The following is a 21690-nucleotide window of genomic DNA, read 5'->3' as shown; positions in this document are numbered from 1 at the left end:
CCCGTCTTCTCTGGCCGTCGCCGTGATGGCTTTCCCCGGTGCTTACGGTCTTGTGGATCATACGATCTCGTCCGGCCCGTACTCCAACACCGGCCCGCGGTAGCCGAAGACCGTCTGCAGCACCTTTGTGACGGTGGCCGACTGCTTTTGCACGTACCACTGGTCGGCCACGCGGCGCACCCCCTCGCCGTAGGCCGGGTAGGGATGAATCGTGTCGCCGATGTTGCGGAGCGTGACGCCGTTGCGCATGGCGATGGTAAACGCGGTGATAAGCTCACCCGCCCGCTCGCCGAGGACGCTCGCGCCCAGGATTTTTCCGGTGAGCGACGTGGCATGCACCTTGATCTGGCCGGTCGTCGCGCCCTCGGTGATGGCACGGTCGAGCTGGTCGTAGGGGAAGTGGTAGGTCTCGTAGGAGACGCCCTGCTCGTCGAGGTCGGACGCGTGGGCCCCCACGTGGCCCAGCTCCGGCTCCGTGTAGGTGACCCACGGCACGTGGTCAGCGTCGATTTTGGAGGGAATCTTCAGAAGGGCATTCGTGACGGCCACCTTCGCCATGTGATTGCTCATGTGCGTGAACTGGTACCGCCCCGTCACGTCGCCCACGGCATACACGTGGCCCTGACTCGTGCGGCACCGGTCGTCGACCGTAATTCCCTTCCGGGAGTAGTCGATGCCCGCGGTGTTTAGGTGGAGGCCATCGACGTTGGCCGTGCGGCCCGTGGCAAGGAGGAGCGCGTCGGTCTCAACAGTCTCTCCGTCTCCCGTTTCCACCGTGATGGCTCCATTCTCCTGTGCCACCCGCTCTGCCGCGGCCCCCAGCTTGTACTTCACTCCTTCCTCCTCCAGTGTGGTGCGCAGCGTAGCAGTGAGGTCGGCGGCGTCGTTCGAGAGGATGCGGTCGGCCATGTCGAGCACGACCACGTCCGTGCCCAGGCGTGTGAAGGCCTGTGCCATCTCGGTCCCAATGGGCCCGGCGCCCACGATCGCGAGGCGCTCTGGCTGCTCGTCCAGTTCGAACAGGCTGTCGTTCGTAAGGTAGTCCACCTCCTGGAGGCCGTCGATGGGCGGCACGAGCGGGCTCGCCCCCGCCGCGACAATGATGTACGTCCCCGTCACCTGCTCGGTGCTCCCGTCCTCCCGCTCCACCGCCACGGTGTGGCTGTCGATGAAGTGCGCGTTCCCCTGTCGCACGTCGATGTCGAGGTCCTCAAAGATCTCCGGGGCGTCGGCCTCCTCGTACACGTCCCGCCGCACCTGGCGGACGTGGTCCATGACGCCCGCAAAATCGACGTCGACCGGCTGGTCGGTCAGGCCATACGTGCTGGCCGTCCGGGCCTGGTGGACCACTTTCGCAGCCTTTAGGAGCGTCTTGCTCGGCACGCAGCCGGTCCATGTGCAGTCGCCGCCCAGCGCGTCGCGCTCGATCATGGTGGTCTTAGCGCCGAGGTTGGTCGCGATGCCGGCTGCGGAGAGGCCGCCGGCCCCACCGCCAATCACAATGACGTCGTAGTCGGTCGTCATAAAAGGAGAGGACTCACTCATTCAGAAAATTGTGGCACACGCTGTGTCGCCCGACGGCACGGTCCGTTACGGCCGCGGGTCCCCTCGTTGGCACACAAGGCGTCGCCGCGTGCAGAGACCTCGGTACCTGGGGCGACAACGAGGCAATCCGGTCCGGTCGAGCACCTTGCTCTTCTCTCCCCGGCAAAGGGATCGAGACCATTCCGTGGGCAGCCCGGGCGCGCGTGCAGGCCAACCAGGGGCCGTGTCCGGCGAGAGCAATGTCGTACACTCAAGTCAGGCAATCCAGGAAGGTGGTTTCAGAAAACATAATTTGGCTTTACGGCCGCGGCCGTCGATTCTTACCAGTCCTGGCGAGTCACTCGCTCATGGACGCGAGGCTCTTTCTCCAGCGGGCTGATTCGCGTTTGGGGGAAACGGGGGCCTCCGTCGTTTTGTCCTTCTGTGTCTCACTGCGAGATGGATCGAGTCCTTTCTTCTCTCCTTCTGGCCGCGTGTCTGTTCAGTGCTCCCCCTCCCGCCTGTTCGGCCGCGGGCTCAACTGACAGCCTTCGGATGAACCTGACGCCAATGATCTCGGCCGTACTCGCGGATGGGGAGGGAAACGGCAGGCCCGACCGGCTCGGCGACACCCTGGCGCTCAGTGGACGAGTAACCGCGTCCCACACCCAGTTGGCCCACGTTCGTCCCGGCGTGGCCGCCCTCCAGGACGACACCGACGGGATCCACATCCGTCTGCCCGACGACCCGCCCCTCCACCGGGGCGACAGCCTTCTTGTTCGGGGGCGGCTCGTTGAAGAAAAGGGCCTCACCGCGATCGATGTGGTCCAGTACCGCGTCGTCTCCACCGACTCGTACACCCCGGAGCCGGTCCCCCTCACCGTGCCCACCGCCGCCGAAGAGCACTACGAGGGCTGGCTCGCCCGGACGCGGGGACGGGTCGTCGCCAAGCGCCACACGTCGGCCGGAAAGTCTCTTGTGCTCGAAAGCCCCGACGGATCCTCGCCGGCCCAACTGTCCCTCTTCGTCCCCCAACGCCACGAAGACCGGGTTCGGATCGACCGATTCGAGACGGGAGACCTCCTCGAAGCAACGGGGATTGTGGGCCAGCACGGAGACCAGTACCGAATCGAGCCCCGCGATGCGTCGGACCTCGTCCAGAGCGGCCTGGCCTGGAAGTACATCCGCATCGCCCTGTTCGTTCTCGGCGGACTGGCGACAGTCGCCACGATGTGGGGCCTCGTCCTGCAGGGGGCCGTCGACCGCCGCACCCGCCAATTGGAGGCGGCCAAGCGCCAGAGCGATCGCATGCGGAAACTGTTCGAGTCCGTTTTCGAAAGCGCCCCCGTGATGATCATTCTCCTCGATGAGCACGCCCGGTTTGAGCGCGTGAACGACCAGTTCGAGGAGGTTTTGGGGTGGGACGAAGGCGAGCTCCGGGCCCGGGACGATGCATGGACACTCTTGTATCCGGACGACGAAGATCGGCGTGAAGCCCTGGAGTTCGTTGCCGGGCCCCCAACAGGCCGCTTCGAATCGCGTCCGCGAACGAAGGGAGGAGATCGGATCGTGACGGAGTGGTGGAGGACCGACCTGGACGAGGGACGCCGGCTGTGCCTGGCTGCAGACGTAACCGAGCGCAAGGCACGTGAGCAGGAACTGCGTCGTGCAAAGCAGCAGGCCGAAACGGCCCGTTGGGAGGCCGAGGAGGCCAACCGGCTCAAGTCGGTGTTTCTTGCGAACATGAGCCACGAAATTCGAACGCCGCTTACCTCAATCATCGGATTTGCCGAGGCCATCGGAGAGGAGCCCAGGGACGACGCCACAGAACGTGCCGTGCAGTTTGCCCATCTCATCAGAGACAGCGGTCACCGGCTCCTCAACACACTCAACGCAGTACTGAACCTGTCGAAGCTGGAAACGGGAGAGGTCGACTTCTCCGCCCAACCGATCGACCTCGCCAGCGAGATTCGGAGCAGTGCTCGGCAGTTCCGCCGGAAGGCCAACGAGGACAACATTGACCTCCGCGTGGAACTTCCCAACCAACCGGTCTTCACGCAGGCGGACGAGGGAGGGGTACAGATTGTCCTGCGCAATCTCTTGTCCAACGCGATCAAATACAGTCAGGACGGGGACCGCGTCTGGGTGCGCGTCCGGCAGGCAACGGACGCCGTGGTCTTGGAGGTCGAGGATGAGGGCATCGGAATGGATCCCGGCAAGGTCGAGGAGCTGTTCGAGGCGTTTCGGCAGGCCTCGGAGGGACGCGGGCGGACCCACGAAGGAACGGGCATCGGCCTCGCCGTAACGAAGAAGGCAGCCGACGCAATGGGCGGTACGGTCGCCGTTGAGACCGAGAAAGGAGTTGGGAGCCGGTTTGTCGTGCAGCTCCCGCGCGCCGATGAGGCCGAGCCCCAACGGCCCAGCAGGCCGTGACAACGGGGTCGCGGGCCACGTTCCCCGTCGAACGCGGATGGGGACGGCCTCGGGGATCGGGGGGCGCACCATCAGCGGACGCTTCCCAGGTGCGCCACGGCGTGACCGGGAGCAATCTACAGGGGCACGCCCAAGGAGGTCAGGCCCCCAGCTCCGGCTCCGAAGTTGCCCCACTTGGCACTTCGGCGGGGGTCGATCGGCTCTCCAGGACGACAGCCGGTTCGAGGGGACGAACGGCCACCGTGTCACCCGGCTCGTAGAACTGCCGGTTGTCCGTGTGGACGAGGTACTCGCTTCCCTCACAGCACACCCGATACGTGATGTCGTGGCCCTTGAACGCCCGGCCCACGACGGTTCCGACAGTGCCGTCCGAGGTCTCCGGCGCCTCCAGCCCGAGGTGCTCCGGGCGCATCGACACGAGCACCGTGCCCTCCGCCGCCTCGTTAAGTCCCACCCGGCCGAGCGGCGTGTCCGCCTCGGTGCCGGCGGCCCGCGAGAGCAGCAGGTTGGTGCGGCCCAGAAACTGAGCCACGAAGAGCGTCCGGGGGTGGTAGTACACGTCCTCCGGCGTGCCGATCTGGTCGAGCTGTCCCCCCCGCATCACGGCCAGGCGGTCCGAAAACGAGAGCGCCTCCTCCTGGTTGTGCGTCACGAAGACAGCGCTCATGCCCTTGTTCTTGAGCAGCTCGCGCACCTCCTGTCGCGTCTCTTGTCGCAACAGGGCATCGAGGTTGGAAAAGGGCTCGTCGAGCAGGAGGAGGTCCGGCTCCGGGGCGAGGGTGCGCGCGAGGGCCACCCGCTGCTGCTGCCCGCCCGAGAGGTGCTGGGGCCGCCGGCCCTCAAAGCCGTCGAGCCCCACCATCTCCAACGCCTCTTGGGCCCGCGCCGCCTCCGACGCCCCGTTGAGGCCGAACGCCACGTTCTCGCGAACCGTGAGGTGGGGAAAGAGGGCGTAGTTCTGAAAGACAATGCCTACGTCCCGCGTGTCCGGCGATGCGTGCACGCTGGGCCCCGAGAGCACCTGGTCCCGCACCGCAATCGTCCCCTCCGTGGCGGCCTCAAAGCCCGCAATGCACCGGAGCGTCGTCGTCTTGCCACAGCCGCTGGGGCCCAAGATCGAGAAGATCTCGCCGTCCTCCACCTCAAACGACACCTCGTGGACGACGGGCGGGGCCGCGGGCCCAAACCGCTTGGTCAGGTTTTGAACGGAGAGGATCGGGGGGCTCATGACGAAAATGGCACCCATCGTCGCCCCCCCTCGTTCCCCATTCGCCCATCGCCGACGGGACAATTGAACGGGTCTACGTGCGCTCCGCGGCCGCGGAGCGCTCGGTCGCCTGCTCGCGGAGCAGCAGCACGCCCACGAAGAGGGCCGAGACGAACATGATGGTGAGCGCGTAGGGAGCGGCCTGCCCAAACATCGCCTCTTCGGCGTAGCTCCACGTGTTCAAGGCGAGCGTCTCGAACCCGATCGGCGCCAAGAGGAAGGTGAGGGGCAGCTCCTTCATGGCTGAGAGGAAGACGAACGCCATGCTCACGAGCAGGCCGCGCCGCACGAGCGGAAAGGTAACGCCCACGAACGCGCCGAGCGGGGAGCGGCCCAGCGAGCGGGCGGCCTCCTCCAGGTGGGGCGGCGCCTGGTAGAGCGCGCTCCGCACAGGGCCCACGGCCTCGGCCATAAAGTGGACCGCGTAGGCCATCACAAGCAGGCCCAGCGTCTGGTACGCAAACGGCACAGCCCCGAGCGAAAACACGATGAGCGCGAGGGCGAAGGCCAGGGGCGGCGTGGCGTAGCCCAGGTAGGCGACCCGTTCCACGACGCGCGTCCAGTTGGACGGGTGCCGCACCCCCAGGTACGCCACCGGCAGCGCGAGCAGGGCCGCGAGCACGGCGGCCGGGGCGGAGGCCGACACCGAATCCCAGAGGGCCGCCCCCAGACTGCTCCAGGGCACTCCACTCGCCGCGGAATCGGCCATCCAGTACCCCACCGTGCCCGCCGGGAGGACCACGGACAGCCCCGCCACGCCCAGCGCAAAGGCATACCCGGCCCAGCGCCAGCGCCCCAGTCCGTATTGGGCGGCAGTCCGGCCCGTACCGCTCTCCGTCCGGTGGAACAGAAGCCCCTTCAGCAGCCGCGCCTCCAGCAGCAGGACCGCGCCCGTCAGGATCAGCAGCATGAGCGCGAGGCAGGCCGCGTAGACCCGATCGTAGGAGGCTGCGTACTGGATGTAAAGCGCGTAGCTGAACGTGTCGTACCGCATGAGAGAAACGACCCCAAAGTCACCGAGCACGTGGAGGGCCACCAGGAGCCCGCCCGACAGGAACGCCGGGCGCATCTGGGGCAGCACCACCTGCACAAAGACCTGCCACCGGCCGCGCCCGAGTGCCCGGGCCGACTCTTCTAAGGAAGGATCCAGTCCCAGAAAAGCCGTGCGGAGGTTCAGAAAGAGGTACGGAAACGTGGATAGGCTGAGCGCAATCCAGGCTCCGGTGTAGCCGCTCAGCCGGGGCACCACGAGGCCGAGCATCTGCGCGAGCGTACCGTATTCGCCCGTCGTGGCCATCAGGGCGTACGCCATCACGTAGCCGGGCACCGCGAGGGGCAACACCCCCAGCAGCGTGAGCACCTTTCGGCCCAGGAGGGCCGTGCGGGTGGTGAGCCAGGCCAGCGGAAGTGCCAGCACACTCGTGCCCACCAGCACGCCCGCAGTGAGCCCCACCGTGTTCCCCAGCAGCTGCAGGGTGCGGCCCCGCACGACCAGGTCCCACAGCGTTCCCGGATCCGCCTGGAGAGCACGGAGCAGAAGGTACACCAGCGGGATGAGAACCCCTCCCACGACGACCGCCACGGGAATGGCTACGTACCAGCGCCGGCGAATTGTGTCCAGCACGCGGGCAACGGTCATGTCTGCGAACGAAGGCGAAGAGAAAGGCCGGGGGCGTCCACAGGGAGTCGCCCGCGCGCTCCCGCACACCGGCACACTGCCGCGCCAGAACGCTAGAGGGCCCCTACGTCACGGAGCAGCTCAAGGGTCGGGTCCATCTCCTGCAGCCGCTGCAGCTCGAACTCCGGACTCAACTGGAGCGCCTCCTCCGCCGGCGTCATGTAGCCCGGCACCGGCGTGCCCGCCACCACCGGATACTCGTTCACGCGGTCGGCGGCGAAGGACTGTGCCTTCTCCGAGAGCAGGTATCGCAGAAACCGGTTCGCAGCGTCGGGCTGATTGCTCGTCTGCAGAGCCCCGGCTCCCGTTACGAGGGCAAGATTGCCAAGATCCCTCTCCGCAAAGTGGTATGTTTCCACCGGTGCGGACGCCCGCGCCGCTGCCTCCTCTTCTTCTTCGTGCTCCTCCTCTTCGTGCTCTTCTTCCTCATACTCACCCTCGGCCCCACCGTGCTTGAGGCGCAGCACGTAGTAGTGGTTTGTCAGGGCCACATCGATTTCACCGGCCTCCAGGGCCTGCACCATCGGCGTGTTGGAGGTGTAGCTGTTCGGGTCTAGCTCCTGCATATTCGTCAGCCACGTGCGGGCCGTCTCTTCCCCTTCCGTCACACGAAGCGCCGTTGTAAAGTCTTGGAAGCTGGAGTACGCCGGTGTCCATCCGATGCGTCCCTCAAACTCGTCGTGCTCCGGCAGGTCGAGCACCGAGTCGGGAAGGTCCTCCGGGCTCACCGTGTCGCTGTTGTAGGCCAGCACGCGAAAGCGAGTCGTGACGGGGGTCCACCGCTGGTTTGAGGGCGTGAAGCGAGTCGCCCGATCTGCCAGCGTGTCCGGCAGTTCGGTAAGCAGACCGTTGTTGACGGCGTTGCCAAGGGCACCGGTCGTGTTGGCCCAAAACACATCGGCCGGGGACTGGTCGCCCTCCTCTTGCAACGCGGCCAGCAGCTGCGAGTCGGTCCCGTACCGCACGCGAACCGGCACGTCCGTCTGCTGGCGGTACTGCTGGACGAGCGAATCGACGAGGGCCTTGCTGCGGCCGGAGTAAATGACGAGTTCGTCCTGCTGCTCCCCTCCGCATCCGACCAGGGACAGGACCAGGACAACGACGAGACTGAGGCTGAGAAGTCGTTTCATGGAACGTAGACAGTTGTCTGGGTGAGTTGGATTTGTTTAGATTGATTCTAAAGAAGGAGAGGGAGAGATGACACGAGGCGCGTTGCACAAACCGCCTAAATCGCAGAAACTCCACATGGATCGCCGGTCGAACGGATCCGCCGTCGCCCTTCTACACCTCAAACATCAGCAAACCAGTCCCTCCGGCCAGACTCAATTGTCTTCCCGGCCTCGGTGTCTTTTCTTCACACATACGTGGCTCACTTGTTTTCGTCTCTCCTCCACTCCCCAATGGCCCGCAGAGTTTCCCTCGCCGCCCTGCTCGCACTCATCGTTCCCCTCCTGGCCCACGGTCAGGCTCCGTCCTTCTCCCGCATGGACGTCTTTGACCTGGAGTGGGTCGCCAGTCCGCAGGTGTCTCCGGACGGCAACCGGATCGTGTACCAGCGGCGGGGCATGGACGTTATGGAAGACCGCCGCACCTCGGCCCTCTGGCTCGTGAGCGCGGACGGCACCGGGCACACGAAGCTAACCAACCGGACCGCCGACGAATCGTCGCCCCGCTGGTCCCCGGACGGCTCAAAAATTGCGTTCACGAGTTCGGGCGACGACCACGGCACCGAGATCTACGTCCACTGGGTCGAGGAGAACAAGACGGCCCGCCTCACGCAGCTGGAGAACGCCCCGAGCGGGCTGTCCTGGTCGCCCGACGGGACACACCTCGCGTTCTCGGCCCACGTGTCCGCCCCGGAGCCGACGCTGGCCTCGCCGCCGGAAGCCCCGGAGGGCGCCGACTGGGCCGAGCCGCCCCGCGTGGAAACGCGCCTCAACCACGAGGCCAACGGAGTCGGCGTCCTGGACTACGGGTACGACCATCTGTTCGTGGTGCGGGCCGACGGGGGGCGCGCCCGGCAGGTCACATCGGGCGACTACCACCACTCCAGCCGCCCGGTGTGGACGCCCGACGGCGAGGCGCTGATCTACTCGGCCAACCGCCACGACAACTGGAAACGAGAGCGCCGCAACTCGGAGCTCTACACGGTGCCGGTAGAGGGCGGAGAGAGCACACCGCTGACGGACCGCTTCGGCCCCGACCACACGCCCCGCGTGTCGCCGGACGGGGAGCAGATCGCCTTCCTCGGCTACGACGACGAGGTCCAGACCTACCAGGTGACCCGGCTCTACGTGATGGACCGCGATGGCTCCAACCAGCGGGCCGTGGACCTCGGCCTAAATCGCTCGATCGATGACCTCGCCTGGGACGAGGACGGGGAGGGACTCTACGTTCAGTACGAGGACGAGGGCACGACGACCCTGGGGCACACGACCTTCGACGGTTCCCCCTCGGTGGTGGCGGAGAACCTGGGCGGCACGTCGATTGGCCGCCCGTACGGCGGCGGCCACTTCTCCGTGTCCGACGGGGGGCGCCTCGCCTTTAACCAGACCTCGCCCGCCCATCCTGCCGAGCTGGCAGTCACGCGCCGGGGCCAGGATGCGACGCGGCAGCTCACGGACCTGAACGGCGACCTCCTCGACGACCGCACCCTCGGTTCGGTGGAGGAGATCCGCTATTCGTCTTCGAAAGACGGGCGCGAGATCCACGGCTGGGTGGTGACGCCGCCGAACTACGACCCGGACCGGGCCTACCCGCTGATGGTGGAGATTCACGGCGGTCCAATTTCCAACTACGGCGATCGCTTCTCCGCGGAGATTCAGCTCTACGCGGCGGACGGATACGTCGTATTCTACCCCAACGCACGGGGCAGCACCAGCTACGGGGAAGAATTCGGCAATCTGCTCTACAACGACTTTTCGGGCGGCGAATATCAGGACATCATGGACGGGGTGGATCGGCTCGTCAAACGGGACTACGTGGCGGACGACAGCCTGTACGTGACCGGCGGGAGCGCGGGCGGCACCTCCGCCGCCTGGATCACGGGCAAGACCGACCGGTTCCGGGCCGCGGCCGTGCAGAAGCCGGTCACCAACTGGATCAGCAAGACGCTGGCCGCGGATAATTACTACAGCTACGCCGAGTACCGGTACCCCGGCCAGCCGTGGGAGAACCCGATGGAGTACTGGGACGTGTCGCCGGTCTCCCTCCTCGGCTCGATGAGCACGCCGACGGTCGTCATCGTTGGCGGCGACGACCTCCGCACGCCCCCCTGGCAGGCGAAGCAGCTCTACAACGGGCTCAAGCTGCGCGGCGTGGAGGCGGCCTATGTGGAGATTCCGGGCGCCTCTCACGGAATTGCGTACCGGCCCAGCCAGCTGATCACGAAGGCCGACCACGTGCTTGGCTGGTTCGACCGCTACCGACAGTAAACGTCCGGAATGCCGAGCAGCCCTTCACTTAGCCCGCGTGCTTCGCCACGAGCCGTTCGATGGCCTCGAGCAGGCGGGCGGGCTGCTGGGCGCGCTTCCGCTTGCGCACCCCATCCGTGAGCTCCTCGGCCCAGTCCTCCCGGAAAAACCGCGTGATGGCCGCGGCCAGGGCGTCGGGATTCTCGGGCGGGACGACGAAGCCGGCCTCCTCGTGCGGGATCGACTCCGCGAGGCCGCCCACGTCGGTCACCACCATTGGCGTCTCGAAGTGGGTGGCAATCTGGGCGACGCCGCTCTGGGTGGCGGAGACGTACGGCTGCACCACGAGGTCGGCGGCGCCGAAATAGGTGGGCACGTCGCTGGACGGGATGTAGTCGTCGTGCCAGTGCACACGGGCGCCCAGATCGTGCGCGCGAACAAGGCGACGGTAGCGCTCCGGATCGTCGTACGGCTCCCCCGCCACGACGAGGTGCAGGTCGGGACGGTCGCCGAGCACGTCCGGCAGTGCCTCCAGGAGCACGTGCAGGCCCTTGTACTCCCGCACGAAGCCGAAGAAGAGAATCACCGGCGCGTCGTCGGGGAGATCGAGCGCCGCTCGGGCCTCGTCGTCCGGGACGGGCTCGCCGAACCGCTCGTAGACGGGATGCTCGATCTGTTCAAGGGAGGCGCCGGCCCCGGCGAGGCGGCGCGTATCGGTGGCCACGGCGTCGGACATCACGACGTGCCCGGCACAGGCGCACAGAAAGAAGCGACTCAGAAGCGCATCGCCGAAGTGCCGTTCGTGGGGCAGCGCGTTGTGGACGACGGCGAACGAGGGGATGCCGTAGTGTCGCCGCAGTCCCCGCGCGATGACGCCGTACGCGGGGGCGAAGAACGGCATCCAGTACTGAAAGATCACCGCGTCGGGTACCTGGTCCCGGAGGTACAATCCCGTCCGGAACCACGAGACCGGATTGATCGAGTCAAGCGGGCGCGGCGCGTCTCGGACGGCCGGGGGCGCCTCGCTCTCCGGCTCGTACTGCGTCTCGCCGGGAAAAAGAAGCTTGGGGTACTGCCGCGAGAAGGTGACCGGCCGCACGTCGTGCCCTCGATCCGCAAGGCCCGTGACTATTATCTCCGTGAAGTGGGCAATCCCGCCCCGGTACGGGTGCATCGGACCGACGACCGCAATTCGCATTTGTTCATTGCCCCCTTGTCTCATCTTTGCGTCCACCGTTCACCTGCCAATCTGCAAGCTTCCAATGACCCGATAATCTAATGCACCAGTGCCTCATTGACTCAACGATTCACCGTGCTCATGTCCGGGTAGCGGTTGCCGGCCGCCACGTCCTGCGGGGCAATCTCGTCGATGCGATCGAGCTCCTCTCGGGACAGTGAGACATCGAGCGCCCCAAGGTTGTCGTCCAGATGCTCCGGGTTCGTGGTGCCCGGAATCGGCGCAATGTCGTCGCCCTGGTGCAGTACCCAGGCGAGGGCAAGCTGCGCGGGAGTCACGTCCTTGTCGGCGGCCAGGCGCTTCACCTCATCCACGAGGTCCAGGTTCTTCTGGAAGTTCTCCCCCTGGAAGCGCGGGTTCTGACGGCGCCAGTCGTTCTCGGGCAGATCGTCGGGCGACTGGAACCGGCCGGTGAGAAAACCGCGGCCGAGCGGGCTGTACGGCACGAACCCGATGCCCAGCTCCCGGCACGTCGGGAGAATTTCGTCCTCCGGGTCGCGGCTCCAGAGCGAGTACTCCGTCTGGAGCGCCGTAATGGGGTGCTCTTCGTTCGCTCGGCGGAGCGTGTCGGTGGCAGTCTCTGACAGGCCCAAGTACCGCACCTTTCCCTCCTCCACAAGCCGGCCCATGGCCCCCACCGTGTGTTCGATGGGCACCTCCGGGTCCACGCGGTGGAGGTAGTAGAGGTCGATGGTGTCGACGCCGAGGCGCTGCAGGGAGTCCTCGCAGGCCGTCTTCACGTAGCTCGGGCGGCCGTTGAGGCCGTGCATGCCCCCCTCCTTGTCCCGCACGATGCCAAACTTGGTCGCGATCGTCACCTCGTGGTGATGTATGCCGAGCACACGCCCCAACAGCCTCTCATTGGTGAAGGGGCCGTAGATGTCAGCGCTGTCGAAGAAGGTGAGGCCGCGGTCGATGGCCCGCTGGAGGGTCTTGATGGCCTGGTTCTCATCGGGCGTGCCGTAGAAGTCGGACATGCCCATGCAGCCGAGGCCGAGAGCGGAAACGGTGAGGCCCTGGTCGCCAAGGGTGCGCGTGTTCACAGGGAGTGGACAAATTTGGGAAGCAAAAACATGGATCAGCAAGGTTACCAATTCCTACGACCGCTCGGGCATGCTGTTGCGTCGGAAAAAACGACCGCCACCCTCACACCATTGGAGCTCGTCTTATCTCCAAGAGGCTCGCGCCCGGTACGATACGGGTCACACTGCGACCAGCGAGTTCTATCGATCTCCAACGCAGCGTCCAACTCGCAGGACATGGATCTGCCGGACTACCGACTTCACACGCTGAAAGAGCAGTTCGAAGGACACTGGACCACGGGCATGTCCGACAACTGGCGGATCAGCCTCCACTTTGAGGACGGGCCCAACGGACATGGACCACCACTGAGTCCACTGTTCCGCAACAGCCAGCGAGGGAATACCATTTATTCGCCTCATTGTACTCTCTGGAGGTAGGGCCCCAAACAGGACAGAAGGGAAGGGGGAACTGGAGGTAAATCGGTGCGCGGCGGCGTAGAAGATCTCCGGCACCAGCCGAGAGCTGTATCGCTAATCGCAACGGGGAACGTTGCCCATGTACCCTCAAACAAAAAGCCCCTGGGCAGCAAGAACTGCACCCAGGGGCTGTATTGTAAAAGTAGAGAAGTAGGTCCGGAAGACCGACCCGTACTACTCAAGGTCAAACCGGTCGAGCGTCATCACCTTCGTCCACGCATCCACAAAGTCATGGACGAACTTCTCTTCCCCGTCGGCGGCCCCGTAGACCTGTGACAGAGCCCGGAACCGGGAGTTGGATCCAAAGATCAGATCCACGCGGGTGGCCTTCCACTTGACCTCGCCGGTGTCTCGGTCTCGGATTTTGAAGTGCTCCTTCGCCTCCGAAACCGGCTCCCATTCGTGGTCCATGTCGAGCAGGTTCACGAAGTAGTCGTTGGTGAGCGTCTCCGGGCGGTCGGTAAAGACGCCGTGCCCGTCGGCCTGCTCGTGGGTCGCGTCCAACGCACGCATGCCACCGACGAGCACCGTCGTCTCGGCGGGCGTCAGGTTCAGCAGGTCGGCTTTGTCGACCAGAAATTCCTCCGGCGCCCAGTCTTGATCGGGATCATCGGCGATGTAGTTGCGGAACCCGTCCGCCTGTGGCTCCAGCCACTCGAACGCTTCCGTGTCGGTCTGCTCCTGCGTGGCGTCGGTGCGGCCGGGGGTGAACGGCACCTCCACGTCGTGGCCGGCGTCCGCCGCGGCCTTCTCGATGGCGGCGCTCCCACCGAGCACGATCAGGTCGGCCATCGACACCCGTACATTGTCGGACCGCGCATCGTTGAAGTTCTGCTGGATGCCGTTCAGAACCTCCAGGGCGTGGGCCAGCTGGTGCGGCTCGTTGGCCTCCCAGTGCCGGTGCGGCTCAAGCCGAATGCGTGCCCCGTTGGCACCTCCACGCTTGTCGCTGTCCCGGTAGGTCGACGCCGCCGCCCAGGCGGTCTTCACCAGGCGGGCGACGGACAGATCGGTGTCGAGGATCGCGTCCTTCAACTCGGCGATCTCCTCGTCCCCGATCAGATCGTGGTCGGCGTCCGGCACAGGGTCCTGCCAGATCAGGTCCTCGTCGGGGACCTCCGGGCCGAGGTACCGCTCCTTCGGGCCCATGTCGCGGTGCAGCAGCTTGAACCAGGCCCGCGCGAACGCGTCCTCAAACGCGTCCGGGTTCTCACGAAAGTCCTCGATGATCTCTCGGTAGTCCGGGTCTCGCTTCAGCGCCACGTCCGTCGTGAGCATCATCGGATCCACCGTCTCCGAGGCGTCGTGGGCGTCCGGCACAATTCCCTTTAGCTCGTCGCTTTTCGGTCGCCACTGCCACGCCCCGCCGGGCCCCTCGTGGACCTCCCACTCGTAGTCGAGCAGGAAGTCGAGGTAGCCCATGTCCCACTGGGTCGGCGCGTCGGTCCAGGGCCCTTCAATGCCACTGGTGATGGTGTCGCCGCCCTTGCCGGAACCGTAGTCATTTTTCCAGCCGAGGCCCTGCTGCTCGATGGAGGCCGCTTCGGGCTCGGCGTCGAGGTGCTCGTCGGTGTCGGCGCCGTGCACCTTTCCGAACGTATGGCCGCCGGCGATGAGCGCGGCCGTCTCTCGATCATTCATCGCCATTAGGCCGAAGGACTGGCGGATTCGCTGGGCCGACCACTCCGGGTCCGGCGTGTCCTCCGGCCCCTCGGGATTCACGTAAATGAGGCCCATGACGGTCGCCCCGAGCGGGCTCTCAAGCTCGTCGTCCTCGTTGAACCGCCCCCAGGTCTCCATTTCGTCCTCCGGCCCCCAGTCGACAGACCCATCGGGCTTGTACTCGTCTTCCCGGCCACCGGCGAAGCCAAATGTCTTGAAGCCCATTGACTCCATGGCCACGTTGCCGGCTAGGACCAACAGGTCCGCCCAGGAAATCTTGCGGCCATACTTCTGCTTGACCGGCCAGAGCAGCCGGCGCGCCTTGTCGAGGTTTGCGTTGTCGGGCCAGCTGTTGAGCGGGGCAAGCCGCTGTCGTCCCCCCGATGAGCCCCCGCGTCCATCCGTCGTGCGGTACGTGCCCGCGGCATGCCACGACATGCGAACGAAGAACGGGCCGTAGTTCCCGTAGTCGGCCGGCCACCAGTCCTTCGAGGTCGTCATCACCTCTTTGATGTCCGCCTTCAGGGCGTCATAATCAAGCTCCTGAAAGGCCTCCGCATAGTCGAAGTCTCCGTTCCAGGGCCCGACATCCTGCACATTTTGGTCGAGGATCTCGATGTCCAAGCTACTGGGCCACCAGTCGCGGTTCGTCGCAGGGGGGGTCCTGGCTGGCTTCTCCGCCGACCCGTTGTCGGAGCCGTTGTGCATCACTGGGCACCCACCGGCCCCGTTCGTACGTTCTGGAGCGTGTTCTTCTGACATAGATAGAAACGACGGCGTTGCTGAAGGGATAACGAGACACTTCTAAAGGTACGGCCCCAGACTTGATTATTCAAATCGATCGTCTCTATATTCTTAATAGGTTTGCCCTATCAGAAAGACCCCCATCCGATGACGCTCTCGCAACTGCAGTATCTCGTGGCCCTCGACACGCACCGCCACTTTGGCGACGCGGCCGCGGCGTGCAACGTGACCCAGCCCACCCTCAGCGGCCAACTGCGGCGGCTGGAGGACGAGTTGGACGTGGAGCTCATTGACCGGAGTCACCAGCCGGTGGTGCCCACGGCCGCCGGCGAGTCCATCGTGAACGAGGCCCGAGAGGTGCTCGCCGCTCGGGATCGACTCGCCGCCACCGCCGCGGAGGTAAAAGACCGGGTCACGGGCACCCTTCGCCTCGGCATGCTCCCGACGCTGTCGCCCTACCTCCTGCCCCTTGTCCTCCCCTCGTTGGAGACAGCGTACCCGGAGGTGTCCCTCGTCCTGCGCGAGTGGCCCACGACCGAGATCTTGGACGCGCTTCGGACCGATGCGCTCGACGCGGCCCTGATCGCCACGGACGAGGCCGGCCCGGGCCTTCACGACCGCGTCCTGTTCACGGAGCCCTTCGTCGGCTACGTCGCTCCGTCCCACCGCCTTGCCGACCGCGAGTCCCTGGGGCCCACGGCCCTCTCCATCGAAGACCTGTGGCTTCTGAGCGAGGGCCACTGCTTTCGCGACCAGGTGCTCCAGGTGTGTGGCCGCGCCCCGTCCGCCCCTCAGGCCGCCGCGCAGTTCGAGAGCGGTTCCCTGGAGACGCTGGTGCGCCTCGTCCGGACCAGCGGGGGCATGACCCTTCTGCCCCGCCTCGCCACGCACCACATGCCCGAGGCGGAGCGGGCAACGTTCGTCGTGCCCTTCGCTGACCCTCCGCCCACCCGGAACGTCCGTTTCGTGACCCGGCGCCGGCACAAGCAGCGTCTCCTCAACGCGGTGGTCGAGACGCTTCTCAAAGTACTACCTAGCACAGTGGCAGCTTCTTGATAGGGCAATTGAATCAGGAAACTCACAACACCCTCTTACATTTTCTTAGTAGAGAATCAGGGTCAGTGAGCCTGATGCGGCAATTGATTTTCGTCGTTGATACGCGACGATTCAGTGTACGGGTAGCCATACGGGCTCCGTCACCGAATAGCCAGATTAGAATCCTGGCATTTTCTACTCTCAACATTTCCGGCGCGACGATGGCCCATATTTGCCTCGGCTCCGCGACCGGATAGGTGGGAATTGTCGAACAGGCTCACTGACCCTTTTTCTATGTCTCACTCACCCATCTCTACCTGACCTCACTCCGTGAGCATATCTCTCGATGCTTCTGAAGAGGAGCTTCAGAATGACTTCCATAACCTCGAAGATCTTGAGGACGTAGCGGACCTTCTGGATGTTGAGTCCAGCAACCTAATTTATCATATTCGCGAATCTCCAGAAGAAGGTCGCTACAAAACATTTACCCTTGACAAGTCGGGTGGTGGTGAAAGAGAAATTTCAGCGCCTGTTTCTGCTCTAAAAATCATACAGCAGAAGCTTAATCAGATCCTGCAGGCCGTCTACACCCCTAAAGCTGCAGTCCACAGCTTCTTGCCCGACCGAAATATCAGAACAAATGCTGAACAGCACGTAAAGCAGCGCTTCGTCTTCTGTGTCGACCTAAAGGACTTCTTTCATGAAATTAATTACGGTCGCGTCTGGGGACTCCTTCAGGCAGTGCCGTACGAACTACCGGAAGATGTAGCAACTGTACTCGCACAAATTTGCTGTCACAACAACAGGCTGCCGCAGGGTGCCCCCACATCCCCCATTGTCTCGAACATGCTTTGTGCGCAACTGGATAGTGAACTCCTCCGGCTCGCAGAAAGCAACAAATGCATCTATACCCGCTACGCAGATGATCTCACCTTCTCTACTTCAATGCGTCAGTTTCCAGACGAATTGGCGACTGGGGGGGAGGATGGCAATGTGAAGGTCGGTAAGGAATTGCGAGAAGTAGTGGACAAAAACGGATTTGAGTTGAACGAAGATAAAACCCGTCTACAGCATGAAGACTACCGACAGATGGTGACGGGTCTCATTGTGAATGAGAAGGTAAATGTGCCAAGAGAGTTCGTTCGGGAGATTCGCGCCATGCTACACGCCTGGAAGGCTCACGGCTATGAGGCGGCTGAGGAAGAATTTCTTCGCGAGTACGACACGAAGAATAGGAAATCGGAGAAGGAGGAACCGGTCTTTTCGAGGGTGATACGCGGGAAGCTTGAGTTTCTTTCTATGGTGCGCGGAAAGGATGACAAGATTTACAAAAAATACCTCACTGAGTACTCCAGATTGAGCAATACTCCCATCAATATTGACAATCAAGAAGAACCTGAAAATGATACTTCAAAACTTATAGTGTACACGGAAGGGAAGACTGACTGGAAGCATCTAAAACGAGCCATCCGAGAACTTGCTGTAAATCAGAGTTCAGAGCTTCCTGACCTCGAATTTAATGAGACTGAGTCGGACAGAGGAGACGACGAGTTACTTGAAAAGTGTAGACACACCTCAGAGTCCGAGGGCCAGCATCAGCACGCCCATGTATTCTTATTCGACAGGGACCAACCAAACCAAGTACAAGAGGTTACGGAGGACGATCAGTCTTTTCGTAGCTGGGGAAATAATGTTTTTTCAGCTGCTATACCCCCTCCCCCACACAGAGAGGATGTCAATATTTCTATTGAGCTTTACTACGAAGATGATGATCTTTTAAAAAGAGACGGCAACAGCCGAAGAATTTTCTTAGGCCAAGAGTTTCATAAAACGTCTGGAAAACACAAAGAAGAGGCCAAAATAAATTGTAGCCTCTTAAACAAAACTGGAGATGAAAACAGAATTATAGATGATCGCGTATTCAACGAAGAAAATGAAAATATCTCTCTTTCAAAAAATGATTTTGCCGAATATATATTAAATGAAGAGCCACCTTTTGATGATATTAACTTCAAACCTTTTGCTAGAATATTTGACCTACTCTCAGAGATTGAAGAGAGAGTTGATAGTTAAGAGCTATCCCTCAACAGATGTTGAGGGGTCTTTAGATGCCAATTCCTCAATTGGCCCAACCGCCTCCGCCACCTCGTAGGTCGACGGGTCCTCCATCCGCGGACGGATGATCATCTCGCCCAGCAGACCCGTGGTGAACATCTGCGACCCGAACAGGATGAGCAGCACCCCGAACAGCAGCAGCGGACGGTCCCCGATGGGGTGCCCGAGCACGAGCTTGTCGAACGACAGCCACAGGCTTACCAAGAAGCCAAGGGCAAACGCCCCGGTGCCCATTGAGCCGAAGAAGTGCATGGGCCGCACGGCGTATCGGGTGAGGAAGACGACCGTGATAAGGTCGAGAAACCCCTGAACGAAGCGCTCTACGCCAAACTTGGTGGTGCCGTACTTGCGGGGATGATGCCGCACTTCTTTTTCGGCAACGTGATCGTAGCCCTCCCACTTGGCGAGGAGGGGAATGTATCGGTGCAGCTCGCCGTAGACGTCAATGCTCTTGACCACCTCACGGCGGTACACCTTCAGGCCGCAGTTGAAGTCGTGCAGGGGCAGGCCGGAGAAGAGGCGCGTGACCCAATTGAAGAACCGGCTGGGGAGGGTCTTGCTGAGTGGGTCCTTGCGGTCCTTTTTCCAGCCACTTACGAGGTCGTGGTCCCCCTCTCGGAGCACATCGAGCAGGGCCGGGATCTCGTTCGGGTCGTCCTGCAGGTCCGCGTCCATGGTGGCGACGTAGCGCCCCTGCGCCCGGTCGAACCCAACGGCCAGGGCCGCGGACTTGCCGTAGTTGCGGCGGAAACGAAGGCCGGCGATACGGGCATCCTTTTCACAGAGGCCCTGTACCGTCGCCCACGTCTCGTCCCGCGACCCGTCGTCGACGATCCACAGCCGGAACGAGAGGCCCGCCTCTTCGCACGCCGCCCGCACCCCGTCGGCAAGCTCGGGGAGCGACCGGGCCTCTTCGTACGCCGGCACGACGATGGACAGGTCCGGGTCCCGAGAATCGGGCGGAGAATGTTGGGGAGCGGGTGCTTCCACGACCAAGGGGCACTATCCAGAGAAGTGCGGACTTCGCGCTGCGCACCGCGTGCAGGCCGCCCCCCTACGCACCGCGCACCACGCAACACGCCCTAAGCGTCGATCGTCGCGTACTTGGCGTTGCGCTCGATAAACTCGCGCCGGGGCTCCACCGAGTCGCCCATGAGGGTCGAGAAGAGGCGGTCGGCCGCGGCGGCGTCCTGGATGGTCACCTGCTGAATCTTGCGCGTCTCCGGGTTCATGGTGGTGGTCCAGAGCTGCTCGGGGTTCATCTCGCCGAGCCCCTTGTAGCGCTGCATGCTGGGGCTGTTGCCCTCGGCCCGCAGCTCGGCCATCCGCGTCTGCATCTCCTCGTCGGACCAGCAGTAGATTTCCTGGCTGCCGTTCTGGATGCGGTAGAGCGGCGGCAGGGCAATGTAGATGTTGCCCTTCTCGATGAGGGGGCGCAGCTGGCGGTAGAAGAAGGTGAGCAGCAGCGACCGGATGTGGGCCCCGTCCACGTCCGCGTCGGTCATCATCACGATCTTGTGGTACCGCATCTCGCTCATGTTGAACTCCTCCTCCGTGGACGTGAGGCCGGTCCCGAGGGCCGTGACGATGTTTTGGATCTGATCGTGCTCCAGGATGCGGTCGAGGCGGGCCTTCTCCACGTTCAGGATCTTGCCGCGCAGGGGCAAGATGGCCTGGAAGTGGCGGTCGCGCGCCTGCTTGGCCGAGCCGCCCGCCGAGTCGCCCTCCACGAGGTAGAGCTCCCCCTCTGCGGGGTCGCGCGAGGAGCAGTCGGCCAGCTTGCCGGGCAGGCTGCCCCCCGAGAACGCGTCCTTGCGCTGCACCAGCTCGCGCGCCTTGCGGGCCGCCGCCCGCGCCTCCGCCGCCTGGATCACCTTCTCGATGATGCGCTCCGCCTGGTCGGGGTGGTCCTCCAGCCAGCGGCCCAGCTCGGTGTTGATGAGCGACTCGACGATGCCCTGCACCTCCGAGTTGCCGAGCTTCGTCTTCGTCTGGCCCTCGAACTGCGGCTCGGCGACCTTCACCGAAAGCACCGCCGTGAGCCCCTCCCGGAAGTCGTCGCCCGACAGGTCAAACTTGAGCCCGTCCAGCATGTCGTTCTGCTGGGCGTAGCGCTTCAGCGTCCGCGTGAGGGCGCGCCGAAAGCCGGTGACGTGCGTGCCGCCCTCGTGCGTGTTGATGTTGTTGACGAAGGAGAGGACGTTTTTGTTGTACTCGTCGTTGTACTGCATGGCCAGCTCTACCGGCACCTCCCCGTCCGTCTTCCCGATGTAGATCGTCTCGTCGAGGATCGAGCCCCGCGCCTCGTCGAGGTAGTCCACGAACCCGATGATGCCCTCCTCCGAGTGGTACGTCTCGCGGGCCAGGTCCACATCCTCCTCGCGGTGGTCTTCGACCCGGATGCGCACCCCCGCGTTCAGGAAGGCCAGCTCGCGCAGGCGGTCCGAGAGGGTCTCGAACCGAAACTCCGTCGTCTTGAAGATGTCGCCGTCGGGCCAGAATCGGATGCGCGTCCCGGTCTCCTCGCCCGCCTCCATGGGGCGCACCTTGTGCACCGGGTCCTCCGGCACCCCGCACAGGTAGTGTTGCTCCCACACCGAGCCGTCTCGCCAGACGGTCACCTCGAACCGCGAGGCCAGGGCATTCACGACCGACACCCCCACGCCGTGCAGCCCGCCGGACACCTGGTAGCTGTCCTTGTCGAACTTGCCCCCGGCGTGGAGCACGGTCATCACCACCTCCAGCGCCGAGCGGTCCTCCGCCGGGTGCTGGTCGACCGGAATGCCGCGGCCGTTGTCCGTGACCGACACCGAGCCGTCGTCGTAGATCTCGACCCCGACCTCGTCGCAGTGGCCGGCCATGGCCTCGTCGATCGAGTTGTCGAGCACCTCGTAGACGAGGTGGTGTAGGCCCCGCAGGCCCACGTCGCCGATGTACATGGAGGGGCGCTTGCGCACGGCCTCCAGGCCCTCAAGCACCTGGATGTTGGACGCCGCGTAGTCGCTAATGGCGCGATCCGGAAGGTCGGTGGTCTCGCTCATGAAAAACAGACAGCCAGTCGAAAGGGGACGAAGGGGCTTGCG

13 protein-coding genes are annotated in these 21690 nt (G+C 63.9%); 4 read left to right on the top strand and 9 right to left on the bottom strand.

Going from position 1 to position 21690, the window contains the following annotated elements:
• Positions 1 to 57 precede the first annotated feature (57 nt).
• Positions 58 to 1545, bottom strand: a complete 1488-nt coding sequence (locus tag B7R93_RS08760) for a dihydrolipoyl dehydrogenase family protein (RefSeq protein WP_232798223.1) — start codon at positions 1543 to 1545, stop codon at positions 58 to 60.
• Between the two features lie 534 nt (positions 1546 to 2079).
• On the opposite strand from B7R93_RS08760, the gene B7R93_RS08755 reads away from it, so the two are divergent.
• Positions 2080 to 3957 carry a PAS domain-containing sensor histidine kinase gene (locus B7R93_RS08755; RefSeq protein ID WP_232798222.1) on the top strand — a complete coding sequence of 626 codons (1878 nt, stop codon included), beginning with the start codon at positions 2080 to 2082 and terminating at the stop codon, positions 3955 to 3957.
• A gap of 139 nt (positions 3958 to 4096) precedes the next feature.
• Here B7R93_RS08755 and B7R93_RS08750 read toward each other — a convergent pair whose 3' ends face one another.
• From B7R93_RS08750 to B7R93_RS08740, 3 genes are all read right to left on the bottom strand, one after another.
• Entirely contained in the window at positions 4097 to 5185 is a 1089-nt protein-coding gene (locus tag B7R93_RS08750; RefSeq protein WP_103020643.1) for an ABC transporter ATP-binding protein, read from the bottom strand.
• Positions 5186 to 5258: 73 nt separating this feature from the next.
• The gene (locus B7R93_RS08745; RefSeq protein WP_103020395.1) at positions 5259 to 6863 is read right to left on the bottom strand and encodes an ABC transporter permease; all 1605 of its coding nucleotides are present in this window, start codon (positions 6861 to 6863) and stop codon (positions 5259 to 5261) included.
• A 92-nt stretch (positions 6864 to 6955) separates the two neighbouring features.
• The gene (locus B7R93_RS08740) at positions 6956 to 8032 is read right to left on the bottom strand and encodes an iron ABC transporter substrate-binding protein (RefSeq protein WP_103020394.1); all 1077 of its coding nucleotides are present in this window, start codon (positions 8030 to 8032) and stop codon (positions 6956 to 6958) included.
• Between the two features lie 270 nt (positions 8033 to 8302).
• On the opposite strand from B7R93_RS08740, the gene B7R93_RS08735 reads away from it, so the two are divergent.
• Positions 8303 to 10336 carry a S9 family peptidase gene (locus B7R93_RS08735; protein WP_103020393.1) on the top strand — a complete coding sequence of 678 codons (2034 nt, stop codon included), beginning with the start codon at positions 8303 to 8305 and terminating at the stop codon, positions 10334 to 10336.
• A gap of 28 nt (positions 10337 to 10364) precedes the next feature.
• Here the strand turns inward: B7R93_RS08735 and B7R93_RS08730 are convergent, their stop codons facing one another.
• The 3 genes from B7R93_RS08730 to katG all read right to left on the bottom strand — a co-directional run bounded on the left by B7R93_RS08730 (position 10365) and on the right by katG (position 15421).
• Complete coding sequence (locus tag B7R93_RS08730; RefSeq protein ID WP_232798221.1) at positions 10365 to 11513, bottom strand: glycosyltransferase family 4 protein; 1149 nt, start codon at positions 11511 to 11513, stop codon at positions 10365 to 10367.
• Positions 11514 to 11614: 101 nt separating this feature from the next.
• On the bottom strand, positions 11615 to 12595 hold the full coding sequence (locus B7R93_RS08725; RefSeq protein WP_103020391.1) for an aldo/keto reductase: 981 nt from the start codon (positions 12593 to 12595) through the stop codon (positions 11615 to 11617).
• Between the two features lie 630 nt (positions 12596 to 13225).
• On the bottom strand, positions 13226 to 15421 hold the full coding sequence (katG, locus tag B7R93_RS08720; protein WP_103020390.1) for a catalase/peroxidase HPI: 2196 nt from the start codon (positions 15419 to 15421) through the stop codon (positions 13226 to 13228).
• Between the two features lie 183 nt (positions 15422 to 15604).
• Here katG and B7R93_RS08715 point away from each other — a divergent pair, with 183 nt between their 5' ends.
• Both B7R93_RS08715 and B7R93_RS08710 read left to right on the top strand, forming a co-directional pair.
• Positions 15605 to 16513 (top strand): hydrogen peroxide-inducible genes activator, encoded by a 909-nt coding sequence (locus B7R93_RS08715; protein WP_103020389.1) that lies wholly within the window; start codon positions 15605 to 15607, stop codon positions 16511 to 16513.
• Positions 16514 to 16822: 309 nt separating this feature from the next.
• Complete coding sequence (locus tag B7R93_RS08710; protein WP_198598630.1) at positions 16823 to 18565, top strand: reverse transcriptase domain-containing protein; 1743 nt, start codon at positions 16823 to 16825, stop codon at positions 18563 to 18565.
• Positions 18566 to 18568: 3 nt separating this feature from the next.
• Here the strand turns inward: B7R93_RS08710 and B7R93_RS08705 are convergent, their stop codons facing one another.
• Positions 18569 to 19597, bottom strand: a complete 1029-nt coding sequence (locus tag B7R93_RS08705) for a glycosyltransferase family 2 protein (protein ID WP_103020641.1) — start codon at positions 19595 to 19597, stop codon at positions 18569 to 18571.
• 92 nt (positions 19598 to 19689) lie between these two features.
• Positions 19690 to 21648, bottom strand: coding sequence for a DNA topoisomerase (ATP-hydrolyzing) subunit B (gyrB, locus tag B7R93_RS08700; RefSeq protein WP_103020388.1), 1959 nt, complete (start codon positions 21646 to 21648; stop codon positions 19690 to 19692).
• Positions 21649 to 21690: the final 42 nt, after the last annotated feature.

The sequence above is a fragment of the Salinibacter altiplanensis genome (genome assembly GCF_002894645.1).
Classification (GTDB): domain Bacteria; phylum Bacteroidota; class Rhodothermia; order Rhodothermales; family Salinibacteraceae; genus Salinibacter; species Salinibacter altiplanensis.
Note: the sequence above shows the minus strand (reverse complement) of the source record. Positions and strands in the feature narration are given on the sequence as shown.